The 25,388-nt window shown below is 47.4% G+C and carries 24 protein-coding genes and 2 tRNA genes; 14 read left to right on the top strand and 12 right to left on the bottom strand.

From position 1 onward, the window contains the following. The 3 genes from H6G46_RS14555 to H6G46_RS18690 form a co-directional block, all read right to left on the bottom strand. Nucleotides 1-143 (bottom strand): IS630 transposase-related protein (locus H6G46_RS14555; RefSeq protein WP_190759821.1); only part of this gene is annotated, 143 nt, incomplete at its 3' end. A 259-nt stretch (nt 144-402) separates the two neighbouring features. Then, a complete protein-coding gene (locus H6G46_RS14550) occupies nt 403-1,389 on the bottom strand; it encodes a S1 RNA-binding domain-containing protein (RefSeq protein WP_010872200.1) in 987 nt (328 codons plus the stop codon). Nucleotides 1,390-1,476: 87 nt separating this feature from the next. Next, a complete protein-coding gene (locus H6G46_RS18690; protein ID WP_255345285.1) occupies nt 1,477-1,608 on the bottom strand; it encodes a hypothetical protein in 132 nt (43 codons plus the stop codon). Nucleotides 1,609-1,782: 174 nt separating this feature from the next. Between H6G46_RS18690 and H6G46_RS14545 the strand changes: the two genes are divergently transcribed. From H6G46_RS14545 to H6G46_RS14515, 7 genes are all read left to right on the top strand, one after another. Continuing rightward, nucleotides 1,783-2,694, top strand: a complete 912-nt coding sequence (locus H6G46_RS14545; RefSeq protein ID WP_010872199.1) for a M48 family metallopeptidase — start codon at nt 1,783-1,785, stop codon at nt 2,692-2,694. Then, nucleotides 2,673-2,754 (top strand) — tRNA-Leu (locus H6G46_RS14540). The genes H6G46_RS14545 and H6G46_RS14540 overlap by 22 nt, the downstream gene beginning before the upstream one ends. Nucleotides 2,755-3,029: 275 nt before the next feature. Continuing rightward, a complete protein-coding gene (psbZ, locus tag H6G46_RS14535) occupies nt 3,030-3,218 on the top strand; it encodes a photosystem II reaction center protein PsbZ (protein WP_014407093.1) in 189 nt (62 codons plus the stop codon). 104 nt (nt 3,219-3,322) lie between these two features. After that, nucleotides 3,323-3,817 carry a 6,7-dimethyl-8-ribityllumazine synthase gene (ribH, locus tag H6G46_RS14530; RefSeq protein ID WP_010872197.1) on the top strand — a complete coding sequence of 165 codons (495 nt, stop codon included), beginning with the start codon at nt 3,323-3,325 and terminating at the stop codon, nt 3,815-3,817. A gap of 117 nt (nt 3,818-3,934) precedes the next feature. Then, nucleotides 3,935-4,840 carry a tRNA epoxyqueuosine(34) reductase QueG gene (gene queG / locus H6G46_RS14525; protein WP_071822670.1) on the top strand — a complete coding sequence of 302 codons (906 nt, stop codon included), beginning with the start codon at nt 3,935-3,937 and terminating at the stop codon, nt 4,838-4,840. 35 nt (nt 4,841-4,875) lie between these two features. Further along, nucleotides 4,876-5,541 (top strand): HAD-IA family hydrolase, encoded by a 666-nt coding sequence (locus tag H6G46_RS14520; RefSeq protein WP_010872195.1) that lies wholly within the window; start codon nt 4,876-4,878, stop codon nt 5,539-5,541. A 30-nt stretch (nt 5,542-5,571) separates the two neighbouring features. Continuing rightward, nucleotides 5,572-6,768 carry a pentapeptide repeat-containing protein gene (locus tag H6G46_RS14515; RefSeq protein ID WP_010872194.1) on the top strand — a complete coding sequence of 399 codons (1,197 nt, stop codon included), beginning with the start codon at nt 5,572-5,574 and terminating at the stop codon, nt 6,766-6,768. Between the two features lie 66 nt (nt 6,769-6,834). Here the strand turns inward: H6G46_RS14515 and H6G46_RS14510 are convergent, their stop codons facing one another. From H6G46_RS14510 to H6G46_RS14500, 3 genes are all read right to left on the bottom strand, one after another. Beyond that, the gene (locus H6G46_RS14510) at nt 6,835-7,149 is read right to left on the bottom strand and encodes a hypothetical protein (RefSeq protein WP_010872193.1); all 315 of its coding nucleotides are present in this window, start codon (nt 7,147-7,149) and stop codon (nt 6,835-6,837) included. Nucleotides 7,150-7,186: 37 nt separating this feature from the next. Further along, complete coding sequence (locus H6G46_RS14505) at nt 7,187-7,708, bottom strand: cytochrome b (RefSeq protein WP_223211374.1); 522 nt, start codon at nt 7,706-7,708, stop codon at nt 7,187-7,189. A 434-nt stretch (nt 7,709-8,142) separates the two neighbouring features. After that, nucleotides 8,143-9,066: a carbohydrate kinase gene (locus H6G46_RS14500; RefSeq protein WP_010872191.1), complete on the bottom strand. Its 924-nt coding sequence runs from the start codon at nt 9,064-9,066 to the stop codon at nt 8,143-8,145. A gap of 209 nt (nt 9,067-9,275) precedes the next feature. Here H6G46_RS14500 and H6G46_RS14495 point away from each other — a divergent pair, with 209 nt between their 5' ends. From H6G46_RS14495 to H6G46_RS14480, 4 genes are all read left to right on the top strand, one after another. Then, nucleotides 9,276-10,694, top strand: a complete 1,419-nt coding sequence (locus H6G46_RS14495; RefSeq protein ID WP_010872190.1) for a DUF2079 domain-containing protein — start codon at nt 9,276-9,278, stop codon at nt 10,692-10,694. Nucleotides 10,695-10,712: 18 nt separating this feature from the next. Continuing rightward, nucleotides 10,713-13,709 (top strand): ATP-binding protein, encoded by a 2,997-nt coding sequence (locus H6G46_RS14490; protein WP_010872189.1) that lies wholly within the window; start codon nt 10,713-10,715, stop codon nt 13,707-13,709. 40 nt (nt 13,710-13,749) lie between these two features. After that, nucleotides 13,750-16,029, top strand: coding sequence for a single-stranded-DNA-specific exonuclease RecJ (recJ, locus tag H6G46_RS14485; protein ID WP_010872188.1), 2,280 nt, complete (start codon nt 13,750-13,752; stop codon nt 16,027-16,029). Nucleotides 16,030-16,094: 65 nt separating this feature from the next. Next, nucleotides 16,095-16,168 (top strand) — tRNA-Met (locus H6G46_RS14480). A gap of 156 nt (nt 16,169-16,324) precedes the next feature. Here the strand turns inward: H6G46_RS14480 and H6G46_RS14475 are convergent. From H6G46_RS14475 to H6G46_RS14460, 4 genes are all read right to left on the bottom strand, one after another. Beyond that, the gene (locus tag H6G46_RS14475) at nt 16,325-16,579 is read right to left on the bottom strand and encodes a thylakoid membrane protein (protein ID WP_010872187.1); all 255 of its coding nucleotides are present in this window, start codon (nt 16,577-16,579) and stop codon (nt 16,325-16,327) included. A 190-nt stretch (nt 16,580-16,769) separates the two neighbouring features. Further along, entirely contained in the window at nt 16,770-17,771 is a 1,002-nt protein-coding gene (locus H6G46_RS14470; protein ID WP_010872186.1) for a CHAD domain-containing protein, read from the bottom strand. Nucleotides 17,772-17,964: 193 nt separating this feature from the next. Further along, on the bottom strand, nt 17,965-19,809 hold the full coding sequence (locus H6G46_RS14465) for a serine/threonine protein kinase (RefSeq protein ID WP_010872185.1): 1,845 nt from the start codon (nt 19,807-19,809) through the stop codon (nt 17,965-17,967). A 44-nt stretch (nt 19,810-19,853) separates the two neighbouring features. After that, nucleotides 19,854-20,711, bottom strand: coding sequence for an RnfABCDGE type electron transport complex subunit D (locus H6G46_RS14460; RefSeq protein ID WP_010872184.1), 858 nt, complete (start codon nt 20,709-20,711; stop codon nt 19,854-19,856). 342 nt (nt 20,712-21,053) lie between these two features. On the opposite strand from H6G46_RS14460, the gene H6G46_RS14450 reads away from it, so the two are divergent. Both H6G46_RS14450 and H6G46_RS14445 read left to right on the top strand, forming a co-directional pair. Then, a complete protein-coding gene (locus H6G46_RS14450; RefSeq protein WP_020861608.1) occupies nt 21,054-21,299 on the top strand; it encodes a DUF2442 domain-containing protein in 246 nt (81 codons plus the stop codon). Between the two features lie 147 nt (nt 21,300-21,446). Next, entirely contained in the window at nt 21,447-21,992 is a 546-nt protein-coding gene (locus H6G46_RS14445) for a Uma2 family endonuclease (RefSeq protein ID WP_010872183.1), read from the top strand. A 19-nt stretch (nt 21,993-22,011) separates the two neighbouring features. Here the strand turns inward: H6G46_RS14445 and H6G46_RS14440 are convergent, their stop codons facing one another. Further along, complete coding sequence (locus H6G46_RS14440) at nt 22,012-22,470, bottom strand: hypothetical protein (protein WP_020861606.1); 459 nt, start codon at nt 22,468-22,470, stop codon at nt 22,012-22,014. Between the two features lie 45 nt (nt 22,471-22,515). Beyond that, nucleotides 22,516-22,650: a hypothetical protein gene (locus tag H6G46_RS18685; protein WP_255345284.1), complete on the bottom strand. Its 135-nt coding sequence runs from the start codon at nt 22,648-22,650 to the stop codon at nt 22,516-22,518. 186 nt (nt 22,651-22,836) lie between these two features. Here H6G46_RS18685 and H6G46_RS14435 point away from each other — a divergent pair, with 186 nt between their 5' ends. Further along, nucleotides 22,837-25,386 carry a glycogen/starch/alpha-glucan phosphorylase gene (locus tag H6G46_RS14435; RefSeq protein WP_010872181.1) on the top strand — a complete coding sequence of 850 codons (2,550 nt, stop codon included), beginning with the start codon at nt 22,837-22,839 and terminating at the stop codon, nt 25,384-25,386. Nucleotides 25,387-25,388: the final 2 nt, after the last annotated feature.

Below are 25,388 nucleotides of genomic sequence, written 5' to 3'. Positions count from 1 at the left end.
TTTGTTGGGCTTAAATCTACTCTATTTAACCATCTGTATATCGAGGCTTTTCCTATTTTATATATCTTGGAAGCCTCAGTTATTTTTCCTCCAGCTTCTATATAAGCTACTACTCTTTGCCTCAAATCTAAACTGTAAGCCATTGTTTAAACCTGTTCATTTTGTACACTCCATAATTTTACATTAAATTCTCTCATCGTTAATTGAAATGACTATAAAAACAAAGCCTCAACCTCTGTAGATTCTTCAGTGGTAATTGCTGATGGTTTTCAAAATGGCAAGAAAAAACCCTGAGCAGCTTAAAACCCAGGGAATTTGGCGATCACTATTGGGATTGATCTGATTGGATCTATAGATTCAGGCCCAGCCTAACTGTGCAAGCATTAGGCAGCCAATTGTTTATTATTCATCCACAGCGCTGACAGCCAGGGACTCATCTTCCTCATCATCGGTGTCATCAACGGAAGTGGGGGGCTCATAGGGAATGCCCTGGGCTTCCGCTAAACGTTTTTGCCGGAAAATTTCCGCCATTTCGTCCGCCATTTCGTTGACTAAATCCCGGTCTTTTAGCATGGCACCGGGTTCTGGCTCCAATTGCTTGGTGGAAAGGGAAATACGACCCCGTTCCGCATCCAGGTCAATAATCATCACCTTGATTTCATCATTGACATTGAAGACGCTGTGGGGAGTATCAATGTGGTCGTGGGAAATCTCAGAAATGTGCAACAGACCGCTGACACCGCCGATATCGATGAAAGCACCGTAGGGTTTGATGCCCCGGACGGAACCCACCACTACCTGGGCCACTTCTAAACCGTTCATCTTCCGCTCTACCAGAGCCCGACGGTGGCTGAGCACGAGGCGATTACGCTCTTCGTCCACTTCCAAAAACTTCAGGGGCAGATCTTCCCCTACTAGATCCTCTTTCGCTTCCCGAGCGCTGATGTGGGAGCCGGGAATAAAGCCCCGCAGTCCTTCAATTCTGACTAAGGCACCACCACGGTTTGTGGCAAAAACATTGGAGCGCACCGTGGCATCTTCTGCCTGGAGTTGTCTGACCCGTTCCCAAGCCCGCATATATTCAATCCGGCGGATGGAGAGGGTGAGCTGACCATCTTCGTTTTCATCGGTCAGAATGAAAAATTCCCGGGTTTCATTGGGCTGGAGCACCTCTTCAGGGTCATCCACACGGTTGATCGACATTTCCTGAATGGGAATGTAGGCGGCGGTTTTCGCCCCAATGTCAATCAGAGCCCCCCGGGACTCCATGCTAAAAACGGTCCCAGCGACAATGTCCCCAGGACTAAAGTGATAATCGTACTTGTCAAGAAGGGCGGCAAAGTCCTCGAGAGTGAATCCAATAGTTGCTGTAGAAGTTTGACTGACCATGTAAGTTTTAAGTCCTAATCCCTTAGTCTCCGTTTAGTGAATATGCGTGCCTCCTGTTACTTACCGTACAAGCCAGGATACAGACTCTCAATTATACAGTACGCGTTGGACAAAGGGGGCAAGACCACCACCGGGATGGACAATTTTGAGCGCCGTCTTCGGGCCGACTTTAGCCTCAGGCGATCGCCGGGTGAAATGGCGCTTGGGCTTTGTTTGCAAAATTCTTAGTTTGTCTCCTAAATTTCAAGACAAAGGGAGAGTTTTCTCTAACTTTTCCCAAAATTTAGAGATTGGGTGAGTTGCTCAAACCCGCCCTTTGATGTTGCCCGGGGGCCCTGGTTAATAGTTGCTGCCACAATGCCCTCCCGCTCAGAAAACAATAGAATTTGAACAGTGAAGTTAGGCCGAATTTTAAAAATGTCAGAATTCATGAGCAACTCCATTCCCCTGGTGGGATTAAAGGCAGACCATTTCCGCCATCCTTTGGACCAAATGGCCACCACCAACTTGAAGCAAATTCCCGGCCTAGACCTGATGGTGCGGGGACTGTTGGGCTCCGTGGCAGAACAGTTTTTTGCCCTCAATAATTTGGCGGCCAGTGTCCGGGTGGGAGAAAAACAATTACCCCATCTTCATCAACTGCTTTTGGATGCTTGCAAAATTCTCGACCTGGAAGCGCCGGAACTCTACATTCAACAAAATCCCCAACCCAATGCCTACACTTTTGCCATGCGAGGTAAAAAGCCTTTCATGGTGATGCACACTTCCCTGGTGGATATGTTGACTCCGGCGGAAATTCAAGCGGTGATGGCCCATGAGTTGGGACACCTCAAATGTGAACATGGGGTGTATTTAACCCTGGCTAACATTATGGTCTTAGCAGCGGGGCTAATTCCCAACTGGGGAGCAGTGTTGACCCAATCCCTCCAGTCCCAGATGTTGGAGTGGGTGCGCTGTGCTGAATTTAGCTGTGACCGGGCAGCCCTGTTGGCGGTGCAAGACCCGAAAGTGGTGATGTCGGTGCTGATGAAGTTGGCCGGTGGTTCTCCCCAATTGGCTCCTTTACTAAACTTGGATGCTTTCATTGACCAAGCCCGGGAATACGATCGCCTGGGGGAAGATGAAATGGGGGCAATGCTGAGGAATATGCAGACCCAAAACCTGACCCATCCGGTGCCGGTACTCCGGGCCAGGGAAATTGATCGTTGGAGTGATTCCCAAACCTATCAAAACTTGCTCAAGGGCCGCAAAAATGCGTATAATCTGAACACCGAAGAAAACAAGGGCGGCTGGCGGAATTGGTAGACGCACCACACTCAAAATGTGGCGACTTCGGTCGTGAGAGTTCGAGTCTCTCGCTGCCCATCCTAAAACCTAGATATGAACCGGTTCTGCTTAGGTCAACTCGTCTCCTTCGGGGTGAGTCCTTAATTACCCTGGTTTCATTGACCGGGGAAAAATTTCCCACCCACAGAGCTAGGCGATCGCCTCTGGGTAATCCGGCTATGTGCTTCCCTCAGGGCACATATTTTGGTAGCTTACTTAGGGAAAGATTCAACGATAATATTTGCCCATATCAGCGACTGTCGAGGATTTCAGCCGGGGACAGTCTTGCTCAATTTATAAGGAGAAACTCTAAAATGTCCATTGTTTTTCAGATTGCGTTGGCGGCCCTGGTGCTTTTTTCCTTCGTGATGGTGGTGGGGGTGCCCGTAGCCTATGCTTCTCCCCAGAACTGGGACCGTTCTAAGCCTTTGCTGTATTTAGGTTCCGGCATTTGGGCCATTTTGGTAATTGTGGTGGCCCTGTTGAACTTCCTGGTCGTCTAGGGGAGGCGATCGCCCTATCCCGGTAATTTCCCCATGGCCTGGGCTGTGGGGGATAGCCCCGAAAAACTCTGATCTACCGCTAACCCGATCTAGGGAACTACACCATGACAGTTTATGAAGGGTCGTTTACTCCTCCGGCCCGGCCATTTCGTTTTGCCCTTGTAATTGCCCGTTTCAATGATTTAGTAACGGAAAAGCTACTTTCTGGTTGCCAAGATTGCCTCAAACGTCATGGCATTGATGTGGACCCCGCCGGTACCCAGGTGGACTATATTTGGGTTCCCGGTAGCTTTGAGGTGCCATTGGTAACCCGTAAGTTGGCAGTGTCGGGGCAGTATGATGCCATTATCTGCCTAGGGGCGGTGATTCGGGGACAAACCCCCCATTTTGATTTTGTGGCCGGAGAAGCGGCCAAGGGCATTGCGGCGATCGCCAGCCAGACTGGGGTACCGGTAATTTTTGGCATTTTAACCACGGATACCATGCAACAGGCCCTAGAAAGGGCGGGGATTAAGAGTAACCACGGCTGGGGCTACGCCATGAATGCATTGGAAATGGCTAGTTTGATGCGGGCCATGGCTCCTTTGACGGAAGGTTAAGTAAAAAGTAGGTGGTCAAAGGTTAGCTTAAGTCAGTCACCGGTTAACCCTGGGAAATTGTAGCTCTCAAATTTTATTTTTCCTGCGCCCTTGTCCCAAGCATCCCTAGAAGAACGTATTAAAGCCCAAGCGTTGGCGATCAGTTTCCATCGGGTGGGCATTGCGCCAGTGTCGGAAACGGAGAATGATGAAGCTGCCCAAAGATTACAGAGTTGGATTGCCCTGGGCTATAACGCCGATATGGCTTGGATGGCTAATCCCAAACGGCAAAATATTCGGGAGCTTTTACCCTCAGCCCGGTCAGTAATTGCGGTGGGTTTGAATTATTACACTCCCCACCAGCGCAGTGGAGACCCCGCCCATGGCAAAATTTCCCGCTATGCCTGGGGAAGGGATTACCATCGGGTGTTAACTAAAAAGCTAAAAGCCCTTAATCTCTGGCTCGAACAACAGGTGCCAGATTTACAGAGCCGTTATTACGTAGATACGGGCCCCATCCAGGAAAAAGCTTGGGCGGAACGGGCCGGTCTTGGTTGGGTAGGAAAAAACGGTAATTTGATCAGTCGGGATTACGGCAGTTGGTTATTTTTAGGGGAAATTGTCACTAATATCACTCTCCAAGGCGATCGCCCCCATAGCCAACATTGTGGCACCTGCACCCGTTGCCTAGAAGCCTGTCCCACCCAGGCCATTGTGGAACCCTTCGTGGTGGACAGCAATAAATGCATTGCTTACCACACCATTGAAAATCGGGCAGAAATCCTACCAACGGCGATCGCCGACAATTTGCAAGGTTGGGTGGCAGGGTGCGACATTTGCCAAGATGTGTGCCCCTGGAATCAGCGTTTTGCCCAACCCACCGATGTGGCGGATTTTGATCCCTACGAGGGCAATCTCAACCCAGAGTTAGAAACTTTAGCCAATATCACCGAAGCTGATTGGCAGCAACAGTTCACCGCTTCGGCCTTGAGGCGAATAAAACCAGCTATGTTACGGCGGAACGCCCAGGCTAATCTACAATGAAGGACTGACCAACTATTTGGCCCATCCTCCTCACCATGGCCATTAAAGCTGTATTGTTCGATTTTGACGGCACCATTGCCGATACCCACGATGCTTTTTTTGCCATCGTCAATCGCTTGGCAGACGAGTTTGGCTACCCAGCGGTGGATAAAACAGAGTTGGCCCGCCTAAAAAAACTAAGCTCCGCCGAAATTATCAAATATTCCCAAATTTCTCCGTTTAAAATTCCTTTTATTCTCAAGCGCTTCAAAAAAGAATTGGGCAAAGAAATCAAAGACCTCAAACCCTATGGCGACATTAAAGAAGTATTAACTCTGCTCAACCAAAAGGGCTACGTTTTGGGCATTGTCACTTCCAACTCCAAAGATAACGTACTATCATTTTTACACAACAATGGTCTAGAAGATATTTTTGCTTTTGTCAAAGCTGGCACCACCCTATTTGGCAAAAACCGCATTATCAATCGGGTGTTGAAGGAGCATAAGTTTGGAACTGATGAGGTAATTTATGTGGGAGATGAAACCAGAGATATCAGCGCCGCTAAAAAAAGTCGGTTAACGATGGTTTCCGTGGCTTGGGGATTTAGTCCACCGGCCATTTTGCAGGAATATGAGCCGGATTTTTTGGTACATCAGCCCAAAGAACTGCTTACGGCGATCGCCTCCTTGGATAACCATCGCTGGTATCCATTAAAATCCTAGGAATTGCCCTTGTCCTGAATAGTTTTGGCCATGCCCAATGAGTTGTCCAATTTACCTCCAGTCCTAGGATCGGAGGAAACCATTGCACCCCGTCGTTCCTTGCCCCAATGGGTATTTCAAGAGTCCGTTGAACCGGCCATGCCCTGGTTACTAGTGGTTACGGTGGTGGGCATCGGGCTGGGGCTAATTTTCCAGTCCTCTTGGTTGGGATTTACTTCGGCGGTGTTGGCCCTGATGTTTTCCCTCCAGGTCATTCTCCCCACCATCAAATCCTGGGTACAGCATTACCTCACTGTTCAGGAGCGCCGTTCCCTGCTCGGGGGTTTAGGTTTTGTCCTGGCGATCGGTGCCCTAGCCCACTATCTAGGTGTCTACAGTTCCCTCAAATATTGGCTCAATCAGTTTAAATACGACGAATTTGGTTCCTGGGCGGAATGGGTGGGAGCCCTAGGGCAAATTATGATTGCTGTTCTAGCTGTGTACGTGGCTTGGCAACAATATGTCATTTCCAAGGATTTGACCATTCAGCAAAATCGTATTACCCAGCAACAAACCGTTGACGCCTATTTCCAGGGCATCTCAGACCTAGCTTTAAGTGATGAAGGCATGTTGGAGGATTGGCCCCAGGAACGGGCCTTTGCCGAAGGTAGAACAGCAGCAATCCTCGCCAGCGTCGATTCCGGTGGTAAAGCAAAAATTCTCCGCTTTCTTTCCCAATCCCGCTTACTCACTCCCCTAAAGCGGGACTATTACCTCGGTCGCCCTATTTTTGACGGCATGGGGGGCTACCAAGAGGACCGCATTCACGGCCTGAGGGTAATCAATCTGGGGGTGATGCTAGTGGCGGCGGATTTAGTCGGCCAGGATCTGCGCTGGGTGGATCTGAGCGAGATTTACCTCATCCGGGCAAACCTCAGCCAAGCGGATTTGGTCAAAGCTAATCTATCCAGGACAGTGCTATACGAGGCTAATCTTGATGGGGCTGACCTCAAGGGAACTAGGCTATTCTACGGCACCTGGGACCAGGCTAGTCCCCGCAGCCGCAACCATATTCCCAACTACGAAACCGGCGAATATACGGGCGCAGTGGTGGAAAATGCCAATTTTAGTAAGACTAAGAACATGAGTGAGGAGCAGAGGTGCTATTGCTGTGCCTGGGGAGGAACGTTAACCAGAAAAACTATCCCCGGCGGCTGTGAAGGAATCGAAAATCGTCTTGATCGATGAATGATTGAAAGAGCAAAAAGGTTAGGTAGAGAATTAATGAAACAATTTTCAACCTGTTAGCTTCTCCTACGAATGAAGGGAATGATCGCCTTTGTTATTTGTTGCGGTTTGTCGCAGTAGGGCCAAGGAGTTGATGTACAAAATACAGCCCCCCAGGGCCCATACCCCTTCGGCAAAGACATTAATGCGGTGGGTCATTTCCCGGCTGTAAAGGTAATCTGCCCTAGCGGGGGAAGATCGACGAACTTCCTGTTGAACCAGGGCGTTAGCCTCTGTTAAGCGGACCATATCCAGAACACTACAAGCACCACTGACTATGGCCACCGCAGCTCCCACTCCCATACCACCAATGGCGGACAGTCTGACAAAAAAGTTGAACATAATGCCAGTTCTGGTTGATTGACTTAAGACAAAAAAATTAGGTCTGCTGTTGAAATTTACCGATAAAGTTGACCCACCGTCGCCAATTAGCCCTGATTACTTTCCAGTAAGTTAGCATATGTATAAAGATAAAAATTAGAAAAGTATAAGCTAACCAAAAATGGGCATTACGGCCAATTTCTACCATGGCTTCGTTTTGGGGAAAAATATCGGGCAATGTGATGGAGAAAAATCTGACATTATTAGCTTTAAAGGAATTTGAGAGTAAAAAGCCAGAAATTGGGATCACTCCCATAAATACATATAGGCTCAGGTGGAGAGTAAAGGTGCGCCACCAAGCCAGAGATAACTTTGGGGGACGTTTAGTATATTTACGCCACCAAACCTGTAAGAGGGTGAAAATTCGCCAGGTTAATAATGCCATGGTTAATATACCGATGGATTTGTGGAAGTCGTATAGTTCACTGCGTAAAAATTGTCCCCTTTCTAAGTTAACCATTAAAGTTCCAGTGCAAAAAACTATTAGATAGGCAAGGGCCATCCACCAATGGATTCGCATTAGTGACTTAAATGGGGAATTAAGCCTTGGCGAGCGTTTCTCTGCTTCCTTCTGTAATGGGAGAGGATTCATTGTCACTACGGAAAAGGGTTAGAATTTTACCGTTAACAATCGTATTTTTGACCATATTCTATACTTTTTCCGATGTTGACCGATGCGTTATGGGGGTGGAGTGTTCAATCGATTAGCCTAAAGGGGCTGTATTGATCGCACAAACCGCTGTAACTGCCGACGTTCTAATTCCAAAACCCGTCGGGCAAAATCAGGGTTATGGTCGAGAAAATCATCAAAAGTATGGACTGAGATGGCTAAAATGCGTGTTTTTTAGCTGGCCGCAACGATAGTATTTTCTGAATTGCTGTGGGCCAAGACTTCTAACTCATCCAACGCTTGTCCGGGTTGGTAGTCGGAGCCATTTCTTCTGCTCTTTTTTCCTATCTGGCGATCGCCCCTGGGTGGAGAGTGGTCAAGGCTCCTATGGCACTGGCATAGGTCACTGCCTGGCAACTGAGATGAGGGTCTATGAATAAATTCTCTCCGTGGGTCAGGGCCTGGGCCAAAAATCCGGCCACAAAACTGTCCCCAGCCCCGGTAGTATCCCGCACATTAACTTTAAAAGCAGGGACTTCCCCATGGTTTTTGCCTAAGGAGTAGGAACAACCCTTGTCCCCGGCGGTGACCAATACTCCCTGGAGGTGGGGTAGTTTCTGGTGGATGGTGACCGGATCTTGGTGACCAAACAGCCACACTGCTTCCTCGTCGGTACATTTTAAAATTTGGGCATGGGTAATCAGGGCGGGAATTCTTTCCTTTGCCTGTGCTTCATCGTCCCAAAAAACCGATCGCCAGTTGACATCTAAAAATATTTTTACCTGGTGCTTTTTCGCCAATGCCACTAACCGCTCCGTGGCAGTGCGACTGGGGGCATAGGCCAGGGCAATGGTGCCCATCACCAAATATTGAGCTGAGGTGAATAGGGATTCGGGAATGGTTTCTCCCTGCATCGCTGTGTCGGCAAAATCCCCGGTGTGATATTCCCCAAACCCAGCAAAATGGCGATCGCCGTCCCCTGTCCGGGTCACATAAACCAAACGGGTGGGCCGGTGGGGATCGATTTGGAGCCCATCGGTATTAACTTGACATTGCTGTAGAACATTTTTAAGTTCTTGTCCGGCCTGGTCTGCCCCCAAACGACCAACAAAAGCGGCGCTAACACCTTGTTTGACTAGGGCACAGGCCACATTGGCAGGGGCACCACCGGCGTAGTTAGTCCAGGATTTAACTTGTTCCAAGGGGACTCCCAACTGGTCTGCCAAACAGTCGAAGAGCATTTCTCCAAAACAGACAACCTCAGCCATGGATACTTAACCTGTTCCAAAATTCATTGCTAATTCCCTTTCATCCTAGCCTGGGGACTGAAAGAGCTTGCAAGGATCATGTTTGCCCAGTCCGCAATGGCAATTAAGCCCTCAGCCTTTCCGAATAGGGCAATAGGACGCCCTTGGTTTGCTAATGTTGGAGGAGTTTTGGCAAATTTTGCCCCGTTTTTAGCCGTACTTGAGTCACCATGGAAGTAAGCCAGAGCAAGCCTGAAGGATTTTTGCCCCCCCGTTCTTTGCTGGTCGGGATGGCGATCGGTGCAGTCATTCTCTTCATCTGTGCCACGGTGCGCCATTGGCTGTTCCAATCCACTGCTCTCGATTTGGGTTTCTTTGACCAGGCTATTTATCTGATCAGTCAGGGGGAATATCCCCGAGTTTCCTTTCGGGGTTTCCATATTTTGGGGGACCACGCCGCCTTTTTGGTTTATCCCATAGCGATTTTTTACAAAATTTATCCCTCCGTTTATTGGTTATTTCTGATCCAGGCGATCGCCTTAGCCTTGGGAGCTTGGCCCACTTGGCAATTGGCAAAACAAACGGGACTGGGGGAAAAAGAAAGTTTAACCATGGCCTTGGTTTATGGCCTATATCCCCTAATTTTTAACATCAATTTATTTGACTTTCACACTGAAGTAATCGCCGTACCTGCTCTGCTTTGGGCCGTGTGGAGCGCTAGGGCGAATAAGTGGGGGATTTTCTTAATTAGTTTAGTCACAATCTTGGCTAGCAAAGCAGTACTTTCCCTCACCGTATTTATGCTAGGCATTTGGTTATTGATTTGGGAAAGAAAAAGGTTAATGGGACTCATTACCACCGTGGCGGGCATTGCCTGGTTTATCATTACCACCAAAGGTATTATTCCTGCTTTTAGCGGAGAGGAAGCAGCGGCGGTGGGTCGTTATAGTTTCCTGGGGGATTCCGTTGCAGAAATTATTTTAAATTTAATTCTTAAACCCCAAATTGTTTTAGGGATGTTATTTACCCTGGATAATTTATTTTATTTGGTGCTATTAACTGCGCCGGTTATTTGGGGAATTTGGGGCAAAGCTTGGGCTATGTTTATCCCCGCCATTCCCGCCCTATTTGTTAATTTGGTCACCGATTATCTGCCCCAAAAAGATTTAATTCATCAATATTCATTGCCAATTTTGCCCTTTTTGCTCCTAGTGGTGATGACCCATTGGTATCAGGGCAGTAGTTGGTTAAAAAAGCTCCGGTGGATTATTCTCTGGACGGCGATCGCCTTTTTAGCTTTGGGGAAATACACTTATTTTTTCGGCCGGTATTGGCACCATTGGGGACAATTGGCTAACCTACAAACGGCGGTGTCCTTAGTGCAACCAGGTGATCGGGTTTTGACTTCGCCCCACCTGGCGGCCCACCTGAGCCATCGACCAGATTTGGAATTAGCCATTGAAGCGGAAGCTCCCTTCGATCTGAACCGTTTTGATGCCGTATTGTTGCAGACTAACTACGCTGGTTGGGAAAATTCCCAGGGCACGGTGGAAGCCCTAGCCCAGCGGGTGAGTCAGGATTCAGCTTTTACGCCAGAATATCAAGAGAACGAGGTAATTCTTTATCGACGGGCCCCTTCTATTCCCTAATTTCAGCTCCGGTTTCCCATGGGCAAATTTCTTGATCTCCTACAAAAATACTGGCTTTTGCCCTGCCTTTTGCTAGCGGGTTACGGGGGAAACTATTTCAAGTTACATATATTTTTTGGAGTTGATTTTCTTTTTGGCAGCATTGCCACTTTACTGGTTTTGGTTTGCTATAGCTTGCCCTGGGGTCTAGTTAGTGCGGCGATCGCCGGTAGTCACACCCTGATCATTTGGCGCCATGGCTACGGCATATTAATAATCATCCTGGAAGCCCTGGTGGTGGGCTTGATGTTGCGCCGCCGGCAAACAAACTTAGTCCTAATTAATAGTCTCTTTTGGCTATTAATTGGCATACCGTTGGTTTATATTTTTTACCGTTGGGGCTTAAATATGACCTCGGTTACCACCAGTTTAATCACTCTTAAGCAAGCTACCAATGGCATTTTTAATAGTTTAATTGCCAGTTTTTTAATCACTGGCTTTGGTTTGTCGAAGCAGAAGTTTTCCCCCTCGACTAATCCAGCTTTTTTTCCCTGGAAAAAACTGTCTTTTGAGCAGACTTTGTTTAATTTGCTGGTGGCATTTGTCTTTTTCCCCCTCTTTTTTATCACTGTTGTTAATGGTCAAGAAGCTTTTGTACAAATGGAAAAGCAAACAGTCCAAGAACTAACAGCTTTATCCATACCCATTCAAAATTCTGTTGAGGATTGGTATCAAAGTCATCTGGAAGGAGCAGAGGTTTTTGCCACCGAAATCTTACCTTTAGTAGCTGCAATCAACCAGGGTAATGGGGCGCAACTACCTGCCCTTAGCCTTATGACCCACACCATACAAACAGCTTTTACTGGCTTTAGTAATATTTATGTCGGCGATCGCCAGGGGCAAATTATTGCCAGTTCTCCTGAATTTAATGAAGTGGGAGAATCACGACTAGGACTGATTCAAGCAGAAAAAATAGCTGGTTTTTCCATTCCCTCGCAAATACAAGTATCTCCACTACACCGCACCAATGTGAACGTCGATCCCCATGTGGCTATCACTATTCCACTAGTGGCTAACAATAGCTTTGAGGGCTTTATTAATGCTTCTTTAAACCTGGCTAAAATGAAAGACCTTCTATATGCAAATAGGGTCAGTAAGGAATTAAATATTACCCTCATCAATGGGCAAAATCAAGTGGTAGCCAGCACCATTGCTAATGTATTACCATTGGAAATCTATCAACCTTTTGAGGGGGGAGACCCTCGGGATTTAGGCTCATCAAATTACCATTGGTATCCCGATACACCGGCTAATCCTACCATCCGCTGGCGCGACTCCTATTATTATCATATTTTGCCCTTGGATAAAATTAATGATTGGCAATTAGTGCTTGGTTTGCCCGCTCGGGAAAGCATCGAAAAACTACAGGCTCAATCAGTACAAAAATTGGGCTTGCTATTATTTTTAAGTCTAGTGGGTTTGGTGGTTGCCATTGGTGTGAGTAAGCGGGTAGCTAATCCATTATTAACTTTAGCTAAAATCACCACTGACATTCCCACTAAAATGCAATACCAAGGCTTAACTCCCATTGCTCTCCGTAGTGAAGTCAGCGAAGTAATTACTCTGAATGAAAACTTTAATGAAATGCTGATTACTTTGCAAAATCAGTTTAAAATCATTAAGCAGGCCAAGGATAACTTAGAAATGAGAGTGGCGGAAAGAACCCACACTTTAATTGTGATTAATAAGCAACTAGCGGGGGAAATCGAAGAACGTCAGCGCATTGAAATTAAGTTGAGGGAAGCAAAGGAAAGTGCCGAATTAGCCAACCGTGTTAAGAGTGAGTTTTTAGCTAATATTAGCCATGAAATTCGGACTCCAATGAATGCTATTTTGGGTTTTTGCGACTTACTTTTACAAAAAGATCTTAGTTTGTCCCAAACCAAGAAATATCTCAATGCCATTGGTTCTAGTAGTAAGATTTTGTTGGCACTGATCGATGACATTTTAGATATTTCTAAAATTGAAGCAGGCAAATTAGTCATCCATCTAGAGCCAGTAGATTTAAGGGTAATAATTAGGGAAATCAAACAAATTTTTGATTACAAAGCTGAAAGCAAGAGTTTGTTGTTAACTATCCAAATAGATGAAACCTTAAACCAAGCTATTTATTTTGATGCGGTACGTCTGCGACAAATTTTATTTAATTTAGTGGGTAATGCTCTTAAATTTACGGAGGAGGGACAGGTTTTTATTTACATTGGCGTGGAAGGCATTCAAGTCCGTTCCCAGGGCACCTATATTTCTCTAGCCATTGAAGTCACTGACACGGGCATCGGCATTGCTCCAGAAGACCAAGCGAAGATTTTTGATGTTTTCACCCAAAGTCAGGGCCAGAGCACTCGCAAATATGGGGGCACAGGTTTGGGCTTGACCATTACTAGGCGCTTGACTGCATTATTAGGGGGAGAAATAAGTCTTTCCAGTCGGCTGGGGGAGGGGAGCACGTTTATTTTGCATTTCCCAGCGGTACGTTTGGTGGAAAATTCACTCAAGTCCGACCTCACCAATGGTGATGGGGGAAATTTAACCGATCGCCTAGGGTCGATGTCTTCATCTTCCGCCAATACAACGGAAAAACTTTTGCCCACTAGGGTTGGGAATATGGCCCCTGACAACAACTCCTTAGGCAACCACAACGGGCCTAGCCAAGGCTTCCCTAGGGCAGTCCCCCTCATTGACCAAGCCCAACGACAACAATTGATTTCTCTGCTGGAACAGGAAGAAACTAATGTTTGGAATAAATTACGCCATACCCTCATTTCCCGGCAAATAAGAAACTTTGGCGATCGCCTTTCAAGTTGGGGGAACGAATATGGCTGGGAAGATTTACACACCTATGGTCAGAGCATTATCAAGGCTTTGGAAAATTTTGATAGCCGTCGATTGGAGCAACTTATGGGTCAATTTCCCCAATATAGAGCTAGTCTGACGGAAGTTTCTGCCGGAGTGGATGGTAAGCATGCTTCCGAGTAGGCAAAAAAGTTAGTATGGAATCCCTTTCAATTCTCTAACCATGGCCCAATTTCGTTGGCAGTTAATTCCCCCTGTTACTCCCCCGGCTATTTTTGTCGAACAGGTGCGTCGCCATTGTGGCCAATCCAGCGGTCAATTTGCCGCCCAATTACTGTGGCAAAGGGGCATTCAGTCAGCGGATCAGTTGGGTGGGTTTCTTTCCCCGGATTGTTATACTCCCACCAGCCCTTGGGAATTTGGCCAGGAAATGAAATGGGCTGTACAAAGGTTGGGCCAGGCCATGGCCCAGAAGGAAAAAGTCACCATTTGGGGGGATTTCGATGCCGACGGCATTACTTCCACTGCAGTGTTATGGGAAGGATTGGGGCAATTTTTTCCCCAGGATAGCCAGTTGACCTACACCATCCCTAACCGTTTACGGGAGTCCCACGGCCTCAACCGACCGGGACTAGAACGCTTAGCAACCCAGGGTACAAAGTTAATTGTCACCTGCGACACTGGCAGTACAAATTTGGACGAAATTGTCTATGCCCAGCAGTTGGGCATGGATGTAATTGTCACCGACCACCATACGTTGCCAGACGATCGCCCGGAGGTGGTGGCCATTATTAACCCCCGTTACTTTGCCGATGGCCATCCCCTGTTTAACCTTTCCGGAGTAGCAGTGGCTTTTAAGTTGGTGGAAGCTCTCTACAACCAATATCCCACAGTGCCCCAACAACCCTTGGAGGATTTACTAGATTTAGTGGCGATCGGTCTAATTGCCGATTTGGTTACCCTGCAAGGTGATTGTCGTTACCTAGCCCAACGGGGCATTGCCCAACTCCGTACCCAAAAAGATCCAGCCACTGCCACCCGCCCTGGCATCCATGCCCTACTTAACCTTTGCAATCGCAACGGCGATCGGCCCACAGACATTGGTTTTGGTATTGGCCCCCGCATCAACGCCATCAGTCGCATTAAAGGGGATGCTAGCTTTGGAGTAGAACTACTCACCAGTCGGGACACAAAAGTTTGTAACCAATTGGCGGCCGAAGCGGAAACCCTCAACAGTAGACGCAAGGGATTACAGAAATCTGTCATTATCGAAATTGACCAACGACTCCAAAACATTGACCTATCCACCACCGGGGTAGTAGTACTCACCGATCCCCAGTGGCCTACAGGGGTTTTGGGCCTAGCCGCCAGTCATGTAGCCCAAACCTGTGGCCGTCCGGCCATTTTGCTCAACACCCAAGATGGGAAAATTGCCAAAGGATCAGCCCGTTCTGTGGCCAACATTGACCTTTATGCCCTACTGCACAGTCAACGACATTTAATGCTGGGCTTTGGAGGCCATCCCTTTGCCGCCGGTTTGAGCTTGCCTTTGGATAAATTGCCGTTGTTCACGGAAGCGGTCAATCAACAGTTTTGGCAAAGCTACGGAGCCCAGATCAGCTTGGATCCGATTCTGGCAGTGGATCTCCAAGTGAAGGTGGCAGATTTAGGACAGGACCTCTTTCGGGAATTTAATTTGCTTGAACCCTATGGCATGGGTAACCCCGCACCCAAACTACTACTGGAAAATGTGCAAGTCGGGAGGCCCAGCTTTCGCAATATCAAAGACCGCACTGGTAATAAAGTGTCCTACCTAAAAACCAGCTTTCGGGTAACGGACTATCCGCCTAAAACCGATGACGATGGCCAAGTTGTTCAATGCCCTGGGGTTTGGTGGGGCCACCATCCCGATGAACTGCCCCAAAATGAACCGTTGGATCTGGTGGTGGAATTAGACTTCAACACCTACGACCGGCAGTATGAAGTGCGCCTGATCGATTTCCGCTTACATCAACCCCAAGGAATTGCCCCTAGTCAAACTAGTACCAATTTAATTGACCGCCGTTCCCCCCATGCCCCAGACCAGGATCTTTCTCCCCAAGGTCATGTCCTCCGCACCTGTCCCAGCAGTTGGTCAGAATTGCGCCGGGCCTACCAACAGGCGATCGCCGCCCAGCAACCCCTAGTGTTGGATTATCATTTCTTACCCCAATGCCCTAGTAGCTTAGTGGCCGAACTAGAAGCCCAATGGCATGGGCGGGAAACGGCCCAACTTTCTCCCCTCAGCTTGCAAAAACAATGGGATTTTAGCCATGGCTTAGCAAGTCAAATTCTGGTCCTAATCCAAGAGTACGGCCCAGCGTTAAACTCAGGCAGTGCTTGGCCGAAAGCTTTGGTCCGCCAAATTGAAACTTTAATTGCAGAAGAACAATTCCAAAAGCAATATTTCAGCCAGGTGTCCCTAACCCCCGAGCTTTTGGCCACCGTACCCGACAAGCCATGAAAATTATTTTGCGATGCTGGGAATTTAGTGTATCATTGTTAACTGTCCGTTGGAGAAACAGACAAGGCTTGGTAGCTCAGTTGGTTAGAGCAGGGGACTCATAAGCCCAAGGTCGGCGGTTCAAATCCGCCCCGAGCCATTTCTAGTTTAGAGTTTTTCTACCTGGATGTTATGGGCTTTCAGGGTTTTTCCGTTTTCTGAGTTAGTCGAGCATGGGGAGTAGAAATAAAGCTCACTAACCCTTGATGGCAAGGTGATTTTTCCCGTGGCAACTCCATGGAGTTGTACGCCAACCTTAGCGGTTAAGAACGGCGGGAATGATTATGGCGAGGGCCGAGGTGGCCAAAAGGCCAAAGGCAATATTGACAATTTGCTGGGAAGCTTTCTGGTAAGTATCTAGTTTGCTGTCATAGATTTTAATTTCTGTCACTAGGTTAGTAAGAATCGTTTCAATTCGGTCTAGGCGTTGCCCCTGTTCATTCAAGCTATGTCTTTGAGCTTCAAGATCTTCGGAGATCTGCTCTAAGCGAATATTGTCATTGTTAGTCATGGAGTCTCCTTTTGCGGAGGTACTAGCGCCCCTGGATTAATTGTAGTGGCAGCCCAGATTTCAAAAGAAGCTAAACCATAGATGCTAAAGAGTGTCCCAAGCATAATGGCGTCTCCAGACCATCGTAAATTCCCTAACCCGGGGCGAGGATGATTGCTTTGTCAGTTTGGGAAACCATCAGGCACCAACTTTAAAGGTTGCTAGAAGTTGGCTGGTCACTGTTTACAAGGGGATTTTGCACCAGTTGACGACAGTGGTGACGATATACGGGGTCGATAAACTGGCTCTGCAATGGTTGCCATTGGTCCCAATATCCCAGGCGATCGCCATGGAAAATAGCACTCCATTGGGGACAGAGTTGCTTTAGGTCTACATCCAGGTACTGCTCCACCATGGCCCTCAAAACGAAGCTATCTTGCAAATTGCCGAGGATTTCTTGGGTCATTTTTACCTGGGCTAATAATTGTTGATATTCTTCCCCAAAGTAATCGCTAAATAGCTCCATTTGGTAGCGGGTGCGTTTTGCTTCTTTACGTAAATCGTGCAAAATTGATTCTTCCCCGTCTAACAAAGTTTCAATGGCGGTAGGACTGAGGTCAATACAGCGACGTTGTCGGTTTGAACTGTTAGTATCGGGGTCAATTTCTGTACCAACCAACCAACCGGGATGAAGAAAAAATTGGCTCAGTTGGGGCAGAAGTAAATCAGGTAATACATCGGCGATCGCCAAACCACCGAGGCTAGTGAAGTGGGGATGTTCTAGCCATATTTCCCAGCTCTGTTTAAATTGAGTAAATTTGTCGTGGGTTAACAATTTATAGGTGGCTTTAAACGCCTGTTTTCGCTCCTTTTGTAAACGTTTTAAAACTTTTTCCAAACAACCTTGTTCCGATGTTGGTAAATGGGGTAAATATTTATGGAGCAAAATTTCCTGCAAAACATCATTGTCCCGTTGCACTCCCAACTGTTGACCTATTTTTCCGATTTTTCTTTCCGTAATGCCCTGGGGTAATTGCACGGCTGGCATAAAACCAATGACCGCCGTTCTTAACCGTCGTACCCCCACCCGCAACTGATGCAGATCCTCTGGGTCTTGATCTTTTAAAACCCTAGGGGCATATTTAAAAATTTTTCCAGTGTGTTTCCCGAAGGCGAAAACTGCTCGATCGCCAAAGCTATGTGTTGTTTCCATGTCAAATAAATCACCCTAAATGCTCCGTTGTCTCCATCGTAGGATAGGAATTTGGGTCTTTGACAAGATTATGAATAGGTTAAGAAGTCTGGTTGGACAGGCAAGTTCTGGGGAAAATTCTCCCGATTCGTCGTTTACTGTTGTGGCGATATTTTGTGTGCATCCAAGGGAAAATTGATTATTCCACATCGGTTCAAAATGGTTGAGCACTGGCGGGAATGATACTGAGTTCCAGTTCAAAGGCGATCGGCTCCTCCGCTACCGATGTGATTACCAACTCGTAATAACCGGCTTGGTCAGTGGGGCCAGACCAGCGGTGCATGGCAGAATTTTGCAGAATTACCTCCGGCCCGGTGGGGGGATAGAAGGAAATTCGAGCGGTGGGAGGGGCGGTTAATTGTAGGCTGAACTCCTCTGTGGGGGGAATGGTAACAGCATAGGCATAGCCTTCTCCTGGCTCCAGGGTGCCATTGAGGTTGAGCTGATTGGTATCGTCAAAACTCAGTCTTTGGTAATGGCTTTCATCCTCCAGGCTTGCCAAGCTGTCAAAGGCCATGGCATTCCATACCTGGGCCAGGGGGCGTTGCTCAAATTCCGGTTCCCCCAATAAAGCAGGGCTGACCATGGGTAAATAGTGATGGAAACGGGCATTGACCAAATCGTAAAAACTACGACTGCTGAGGCGCAATTGATTTACCCTCGGAATCCAGCGGCGGCGATCGCCGGAATTGTTTTGGGCAAAATCCCTCGTAGCTTCTCGACTCAAACTTTCCAAGGCATCCAACACAGTGATGGTCATGGCCATCTGTTGCTCTGGGGAGCCGAGGCTCAGAGGGGCACCATTGGTATTGGGGTTCTTTTCCAACCTTTGCTGGGGGTCAATACCCAACTGAAAAGCTAAACCATCGTCCATCAAGGTCTGAAATCGTTGGGGAGAAATGCCTAAATTTAGTCGGCGGGCCCGAATTTCATTTTTAATCTCCAAATCGGTTTTTTCCGGCACATCATCCCCCGGTTCTTCCTGTGCCAATTTCTCCAACGCCGCCCGTTGTTGATTATCTAGCCATAACTGCCCTGCTCCCCAGCCTAGGGCCATGGCGATCGCCATCAAGCCCAGTAAGATGAATGATTTTTTGACTAGCCCCTTTAACCCATCGACTCGGACCATATTTTTTACTTTTGCGGAAGAAGAAGATTCAGGAGACTGATGGACTGTGGGGAAAGGGGGTTCCCCGGTGCTAGATTTACCAACGCCATTATCAGTTTGCTCTGGTATGGTGGACGTCAGGTTAAACTCAGCCACTGTAGGCAAAAAATGCTGGGGCAAGTTGTTCAGATTGTCCGTCAAAGTAGGCCAATCCACCAGGGGCGGCCAAGCTAGTAATTTCAGCAATAACTGGCGAAATTCCTGACTGAGGGCAACGGAGGACAACAGGTTTTCCCAAGGTGGGTTAGGGTTAACTTCCCCCGTCAGCAAGGCGATCGCCCCCAGGCCTAGACCATGTAAATCTCGTCGGTCTTCCCCTGGAGTACCGGAATAATATTGACTATGAGTAAAATCTACCAACACTGGCAGCCCATCCACTGTACGGCGCATTATACTACTGGGGCTAATCTGGCCATGGCAAATTTTCTGGATGTGGAGATAGTGTAAAACCGGTAGCAGTTGACGGCACCATTGGCGTACTTCCAATTCCGTAAAAGCTTTCCCCTGAAGGCGGCGGTCTTTGAGCAAATCGAAATAGGATTGTCCTTCGATAAAATCCTGTACTAGATAAAGCTCTGACCCCAGGGCAAAAAACTCCCGGAAATTAGCAATTTGGGGATGGTCGAGGGCGTAGAGTATTTCCGCCTGTTGCTTAAACAAATTGCCGGCTTTGTCCCCGGGGGGCGCAGTTAAAACCGTGATGGTGCAGGGTTCATCAAAGCGGTGGGTATCTTGGGCCAGATACTGCTGACCCAGGGAATTTTGTCCTAAATGCAGTTGAATCAGGTAACGGTCATCGAGGCGTTGGCCCAGGGACAAGGATGGGGTCATTGGGGGAAAGGAAGCAAGTTATCCAGCCGATGGCACATCCTAGCTTAATTTGACGGTACAGGGTTCTTCTTCTGCCACCATTGAAAACGAGGGGCGGGAAACTGACGGTCTAGCAATACGGTCAGGGGCGAAAGACAAAACAAGGCCCAGAACAAAGCAGTGGGCAAGTAGAAGTGATATTGCAAAATTAGGCTAAAAATGGCGATCGCCGTAGCCCAGATTAAACGACTAGAGCGGGCATTGGGAATGGAGCGGGGATCGGTGAGCATAAACAGGGCAAACACCAGTAAACTGCCATTTTCCAAATGATGGAAACTAACTTCCGGCGGCCAACCTAACCAAGCGTTGCGGGCTAAATCCAACCCGGCATAAACCGCCAAAAACATTATTGATGTGTCCCATCGTCCCACTTTACCCAACACCAAACCCCCCGCAGCCAGGAAAACTGCTCCCAACCAGAGAGTCGTGCCCCATTGTCCAGGGGAAACCCACGCATCCCCCGTTAAAGTCAGAGCGGCAATAATGCCGAAGTTAGCCGGATTAAACCAATGTTTACCCCAGGCTTGCAACAAAAATTTGCTGGCGATCGCCAAACTAGCCGCCAATATCAAAGTGGATAAATGGTTGGCTCGGAGTAATAGACAAAGACCTAAGCCAGTAATCAAAGCACTTTTCCAACCTTGATGTCTCCATAAACTCTGCCAGGTATCGAGGGAAAACCACCGACTAAAATTGCCCTGTTGATTAATGGTGAATAAGGATTGCACTGTCAGGGCAGTGGCCAAAACAACGGCGATCACCAGGGGGCTTAAACTCCAGTCCCGGGCCAATATCCCCAAACTCAAAAAGCTACAGAGAAAAATAATCTGGTAATCCCGGGCATCACGGTGGACAGTCAGCATGGGTTTTCCTGGCAAAAAAGTATTTTCATCTTAGAAGATATTTGGGAGCCTTGAAACCTACCAAGGACAGCATAAAATGAGGGCAGTGGGTGACGCCTAGAAACGCCTCCCCGACAGGTTCAATGCCATAAATCTTCAGAGCAGAGGGATATGTCTTCTTTTTTTATGCCAACGAAGGCCAGGAGCCAATGCATGTCCATGTTAGGCACGGAGGTGGGTATGCCAAGTTTTAGATCGAACCCGTTGAGCTGGATTATGCTAAAAGCCTAAAAACAAAACAAATTGTTAGAGCAGAAAAATTAATTGTTGATAATCTAGATTTGATCAGGAGCAAGTGGCACAATGTTTTTGGCATCTGAACAAACTATTCAAGCCGAGAGGGTATGGGTTGAAGATCGATGGATTTGTGTTCGCCTACAGGATGAACGGGAGATTCGTTTTCCTGCTCACAAAAATAAACGATTAGCAAAAGCAAGCTCGGAACAGTTAGCGGAGGTTAAATTGATTTGTGGCGGAACGGGACTCCATTGGGCAAGCTTAGACGAAGACTTATCCGTTGTTGGCATTTTAGAAGGAAGACTAGGATAGGATGAACTGACCGAGGACTTTGGTGGAAGAAAAAACGCAATCAAGCCAAACTCGCTGAATTTATTGCTAAGCAGAAAAAGTCTGTCTAGGCATTCTTTTGGGGGGAGATTATACTAAGTTTATTTGGAGTACCTATTCCCTTGGGCTGTGCAGATAATGCAGTCACCTCTGCTCACTGACAATCTCGATCTGTTTCTACAACGCGCAGAAATTGAGGCTTCCCCAGCCTGGGAATTTATCCGGGGGCAGGCCCAGCAGAAACCCATGCCGACGTTGTTTCATTCCCGCCTACAGCGTAATCTGGTCAACGTCATTAATGCACAAACCAGGGATTATGAGGCCATTCAGGAATTGCGCTGTATTGTGCCCCCATTTTCCCCCGTACCTGACATTGCCGTTGTAAAAAGCAATCTCCTGGCGGAGGAAGACGGGCCATTGAAGGGAGCGCCGGACTGGTTAATCGAAATTCTGTCCCCCGATCAAAATATTCTTAGCCTGCAAACCAAAATTCTGCATTGTTTGACTAATGGGACAAAACTCGCTTGGCTCATTGATATTTATCGTCAACAAATCTGGGTTTGGAATCAGGAATCGTTACCTTTAATTTATCAGGGACTGGAAAATCCACCCACGTTAGACAATCTTTTGACTTTGACTGTTAATGACGTAATGGCCATGACCCGACAACGCTAACGATGAAAATTTGGGTGTTTTACCAGGCCTTGGGTTTAAATTTCTCATCATTAAGAATGACCAAATCTTCCCCCGATTGGGCAATTACAAATAACCCTTTTTTATAGGCATAGCGAGCCACATCACCCGGAATAACCATGGCTGCCACTGCCCCAAGAAGATTAAAATTTTGATAACGGGGCAAAAGTCGCTTAAATTTACCCAATCTTTCCAGGTGTTCATCCACATCATCCTGGCTTAATTTACTTTTCACCTCAATGGCGATCGCCTCTGTGCCATTCACCACCAAAATATCAATTTCAATGCCATCTTGACTGGTCTGAAGAGATACATCAGAGGAAATTTCTTGGACATCAATGCCCCATTCTCGAAATAATCGCACCGCCGCCGGCCGCACCTGGGATTCCACAAATTCCCCGAGCCGGTTGCCCAATTTTCCTATTTGTTCATCTACCCGTTGGCTTTGTTCTTTCAGCAAACGCTCTGTTTCTCGAAATCTTCGCTCTGACTCCTCCCGTTGTTTTTAAAACCGGCGATCCATTTGCTGAGAACGGCGATCAGCCTCTTGACGCATTCGTGCCGATTCTTCTCTTTGTTCCTTCTGGACTTGGACTAGCTCTCCCAGGAGTTGCCACACTTCATCCGCTGTTGTCGCCATAATTACTTAGGATTTAGCCTACTTATTCCCCATTTTAAGGGGTCACCGTTTGGGATAGAACCTGTATCTCTGCAACCTAGCGGTTTGTTATTTTTTCGGTGTTTTGTTAAGAAGTCATACAAAAGTTAGCAATGGTAACCAAATTTTAATTCTGGTCCGACACTATAAGGGAAAGGCACAGCATTAATGGAGCACCTTCCCATGGCTTTTAACACCACCAATCCCCTCATTCAGGTGGAGGATGACCGCACTGGTCTGAGCGTGGAAACCCTCAAGCGGGCTTTGGCAGACAATTTGTTTTATCTCCAGGGTAAATTTCCCGCCATTGCCACTAAAAACGATTGTTATATGGCCCTGGCCTACACTATCCGCGATCGCCTCCTGCAACGGTGGTTAAATACATTCCAAACCTATCTCAACTGTGACAATCGGGTGGTGTGCTATCTGTCGGCGGAATATTTGCTGGGGCCCCATTTGGGTAATAACCTAATTAATTTAGGGCTATGGGAGCCGGTGCAACAGGCGGTGGAAGAATCGGGGTTGAGCTTGGATGAGTTAATTGATATTGAAGAAGAACCGGGGTTGGGCAACGGTGGTTTAGGTCGTTTGGCCGCCTGCTTTATGGATTCCCTGGCTACGTTGGAAATTCCGGCGATCGGCTACGGCATCCGCTACGAATTCGGTATCTTTGACCAGGAAATTAAAGACGGTTGGCAGGTGGAAATCACTGATAAATGGCTCCAACTGGGTAATCCTTGGGAAATTGCCCGTCCTGAATCCGCTGTGTTAGTCAAACTGGGGGGCCATACGGAACCCTACACCGATGACCAAGGTAATTATCGGGTGCGTTGGATTGCCGGCAGTTTGGTCAAAGGCATTCCCTATGACACTCCCATTTTGGGCTACAAAGTCAGCACCGCCAATAATTTGCGCCTGTGGAAATCGGAAGCGGCGGAATCCTTTGATTTTCAACGGTTTAATGTGGGGGATTATTACGGGGCAGTGCAGGACAAAATGTCCTCGGAAAATCTCACTAAAGTGCTCTATCCCAACGATGAACAGATTCAGGGGAAAGAGTTACGGCTGGCGCAACAATACTTTTTTGTTTCCTGTTCTTTGCAGGACATGATTCGCATTCACCTGTCGGACAATCCCACCCTGGAGAATTTCCACGAACATTTTGCGGTGCAGATGAATGACACCCATCCTTCCATTGCGGTGGCTGAACTGATGCGTCTGTTGGTGGATGAGCATCACTATGAATGGCAACGGGCTTGGGCCATTACCGAAGCCACCTTTGGTTTTACTAATCACACTTTGCTACCGGAGGCATTGGAAAAATGGTCTTTGCCCCTGTTTGGCGAAATGTTACCCCGCCATTTGGAAATTATTTACGAAATCAACCAACGTTTCCTAGATCAAGTACGGATGAAATATCCCAACGATGGCGATCGCCTGGCCCGGTTATCCATCATTGACGAAGCAGGAGAAAAGTCGGTGCGGATGGCCTATCTGGCCACGGTGGGTTCCCATGCCATTAATGGGGTGGCGGCGTTGCATAGTCAACTGGTGAAGGAGACTATTCTTAAAGACTTTTACGAACTTTGGCCAGAAAAATTTAGCAATAAAACCAACGGCGTTACCCCCCGGCGCTGGATGGTGCTCAGTAATCCCCGCCTGAGTAACTTAATTTCTTCCCGCATTGGTGATGGCTGGATTAAAAATTTAGACGAGCTAAAACAACTGGAACCCTTTGCTGATTTGGCTGGATTCCGACAGGATTGGTGCAAAGTTAAGCGGGAAGTTAAGCAGGATTTAGCTCGCTATATCCACACCAGAACTGACTTAGTGGTTAATCCCGATTCCCTGTTTGATGTGCAGGTAAAACGAATCCATGAATATAAACGGCAACATTTGAATATTCTCCACGTTATCCATCTTTATTTGCAGATTAAAAATAATCCTAATCTGGATGTTACACCCCGTACTTTTATCTATGGTGGTAAAGCAGCCCCCGGTTATTTTACCGCTAAATTAATCATCAAGCTGATCAACTCCGTGGCAGATGTAGTTAATAATGACCCCACCATTGGCGATCGCCTGAAAGTTATCTTTTTGCCGGACTATAACGTTAAATTTGGCCAAAGGGTCTATCCCGCCGCTGATCTTTCCGAGCAAATTTCCACCGCTGGCAAAGAAGCTTCCGGCACCGGCAATATGAAATTTTCCATGAATGGAGCTTTAACCATTGGCACATTGGACGGGGCAAATATTGAAATTCGAGAAGAGGTGGGGGCAGAAAACTTTTTCCTCTTTGGCCTCACCACTCCAGAAGTGGAAAAAACCTTGGCGGAAGGCTATCAACCTTGGGAATATTACAACAATAATGCCAACTTAAAAGCTGTGGTAGATCTGATTAATTCTGGCTTTTTCTCCCATGGTGACACAGCATTATTTCGCCCCTTAATGGATTCCTTGTTGGGTCAAGACCCATACCTTGTATTTGCCGATTTCCAAGCCTATGTGGATTGTCAAAACCAAGTGGGAGAAGCCTATAAAGATCAGGAAAACTGGGCTCGCATGGCCATCTTAAATGTGGCTCGCATGGGTAAGTTTTCCTCGGATCGCACTATTCGGGAATACGCCGAAGACATCTGGGCTATCAAACCCGTGGTAATTGAATTAGAAGACCTCTGTCCCGATGGTCAATGTTTGTTAATTTCTCCTAATAAATAGTT

It is taken from the genome of Synechocystis sp. FACHB-908 (assembly GCF_014698595.1).
GTDB lineage: Bacteria > Cyanobacteriota > Cyanobacteriia > Cyanobacteriales > Microcystaceae > Synechocystis.
Note: the sequence above shows the minus strand (reverse complement) of the source record. Positions and strands in the feature narration are given on the sequence as shown.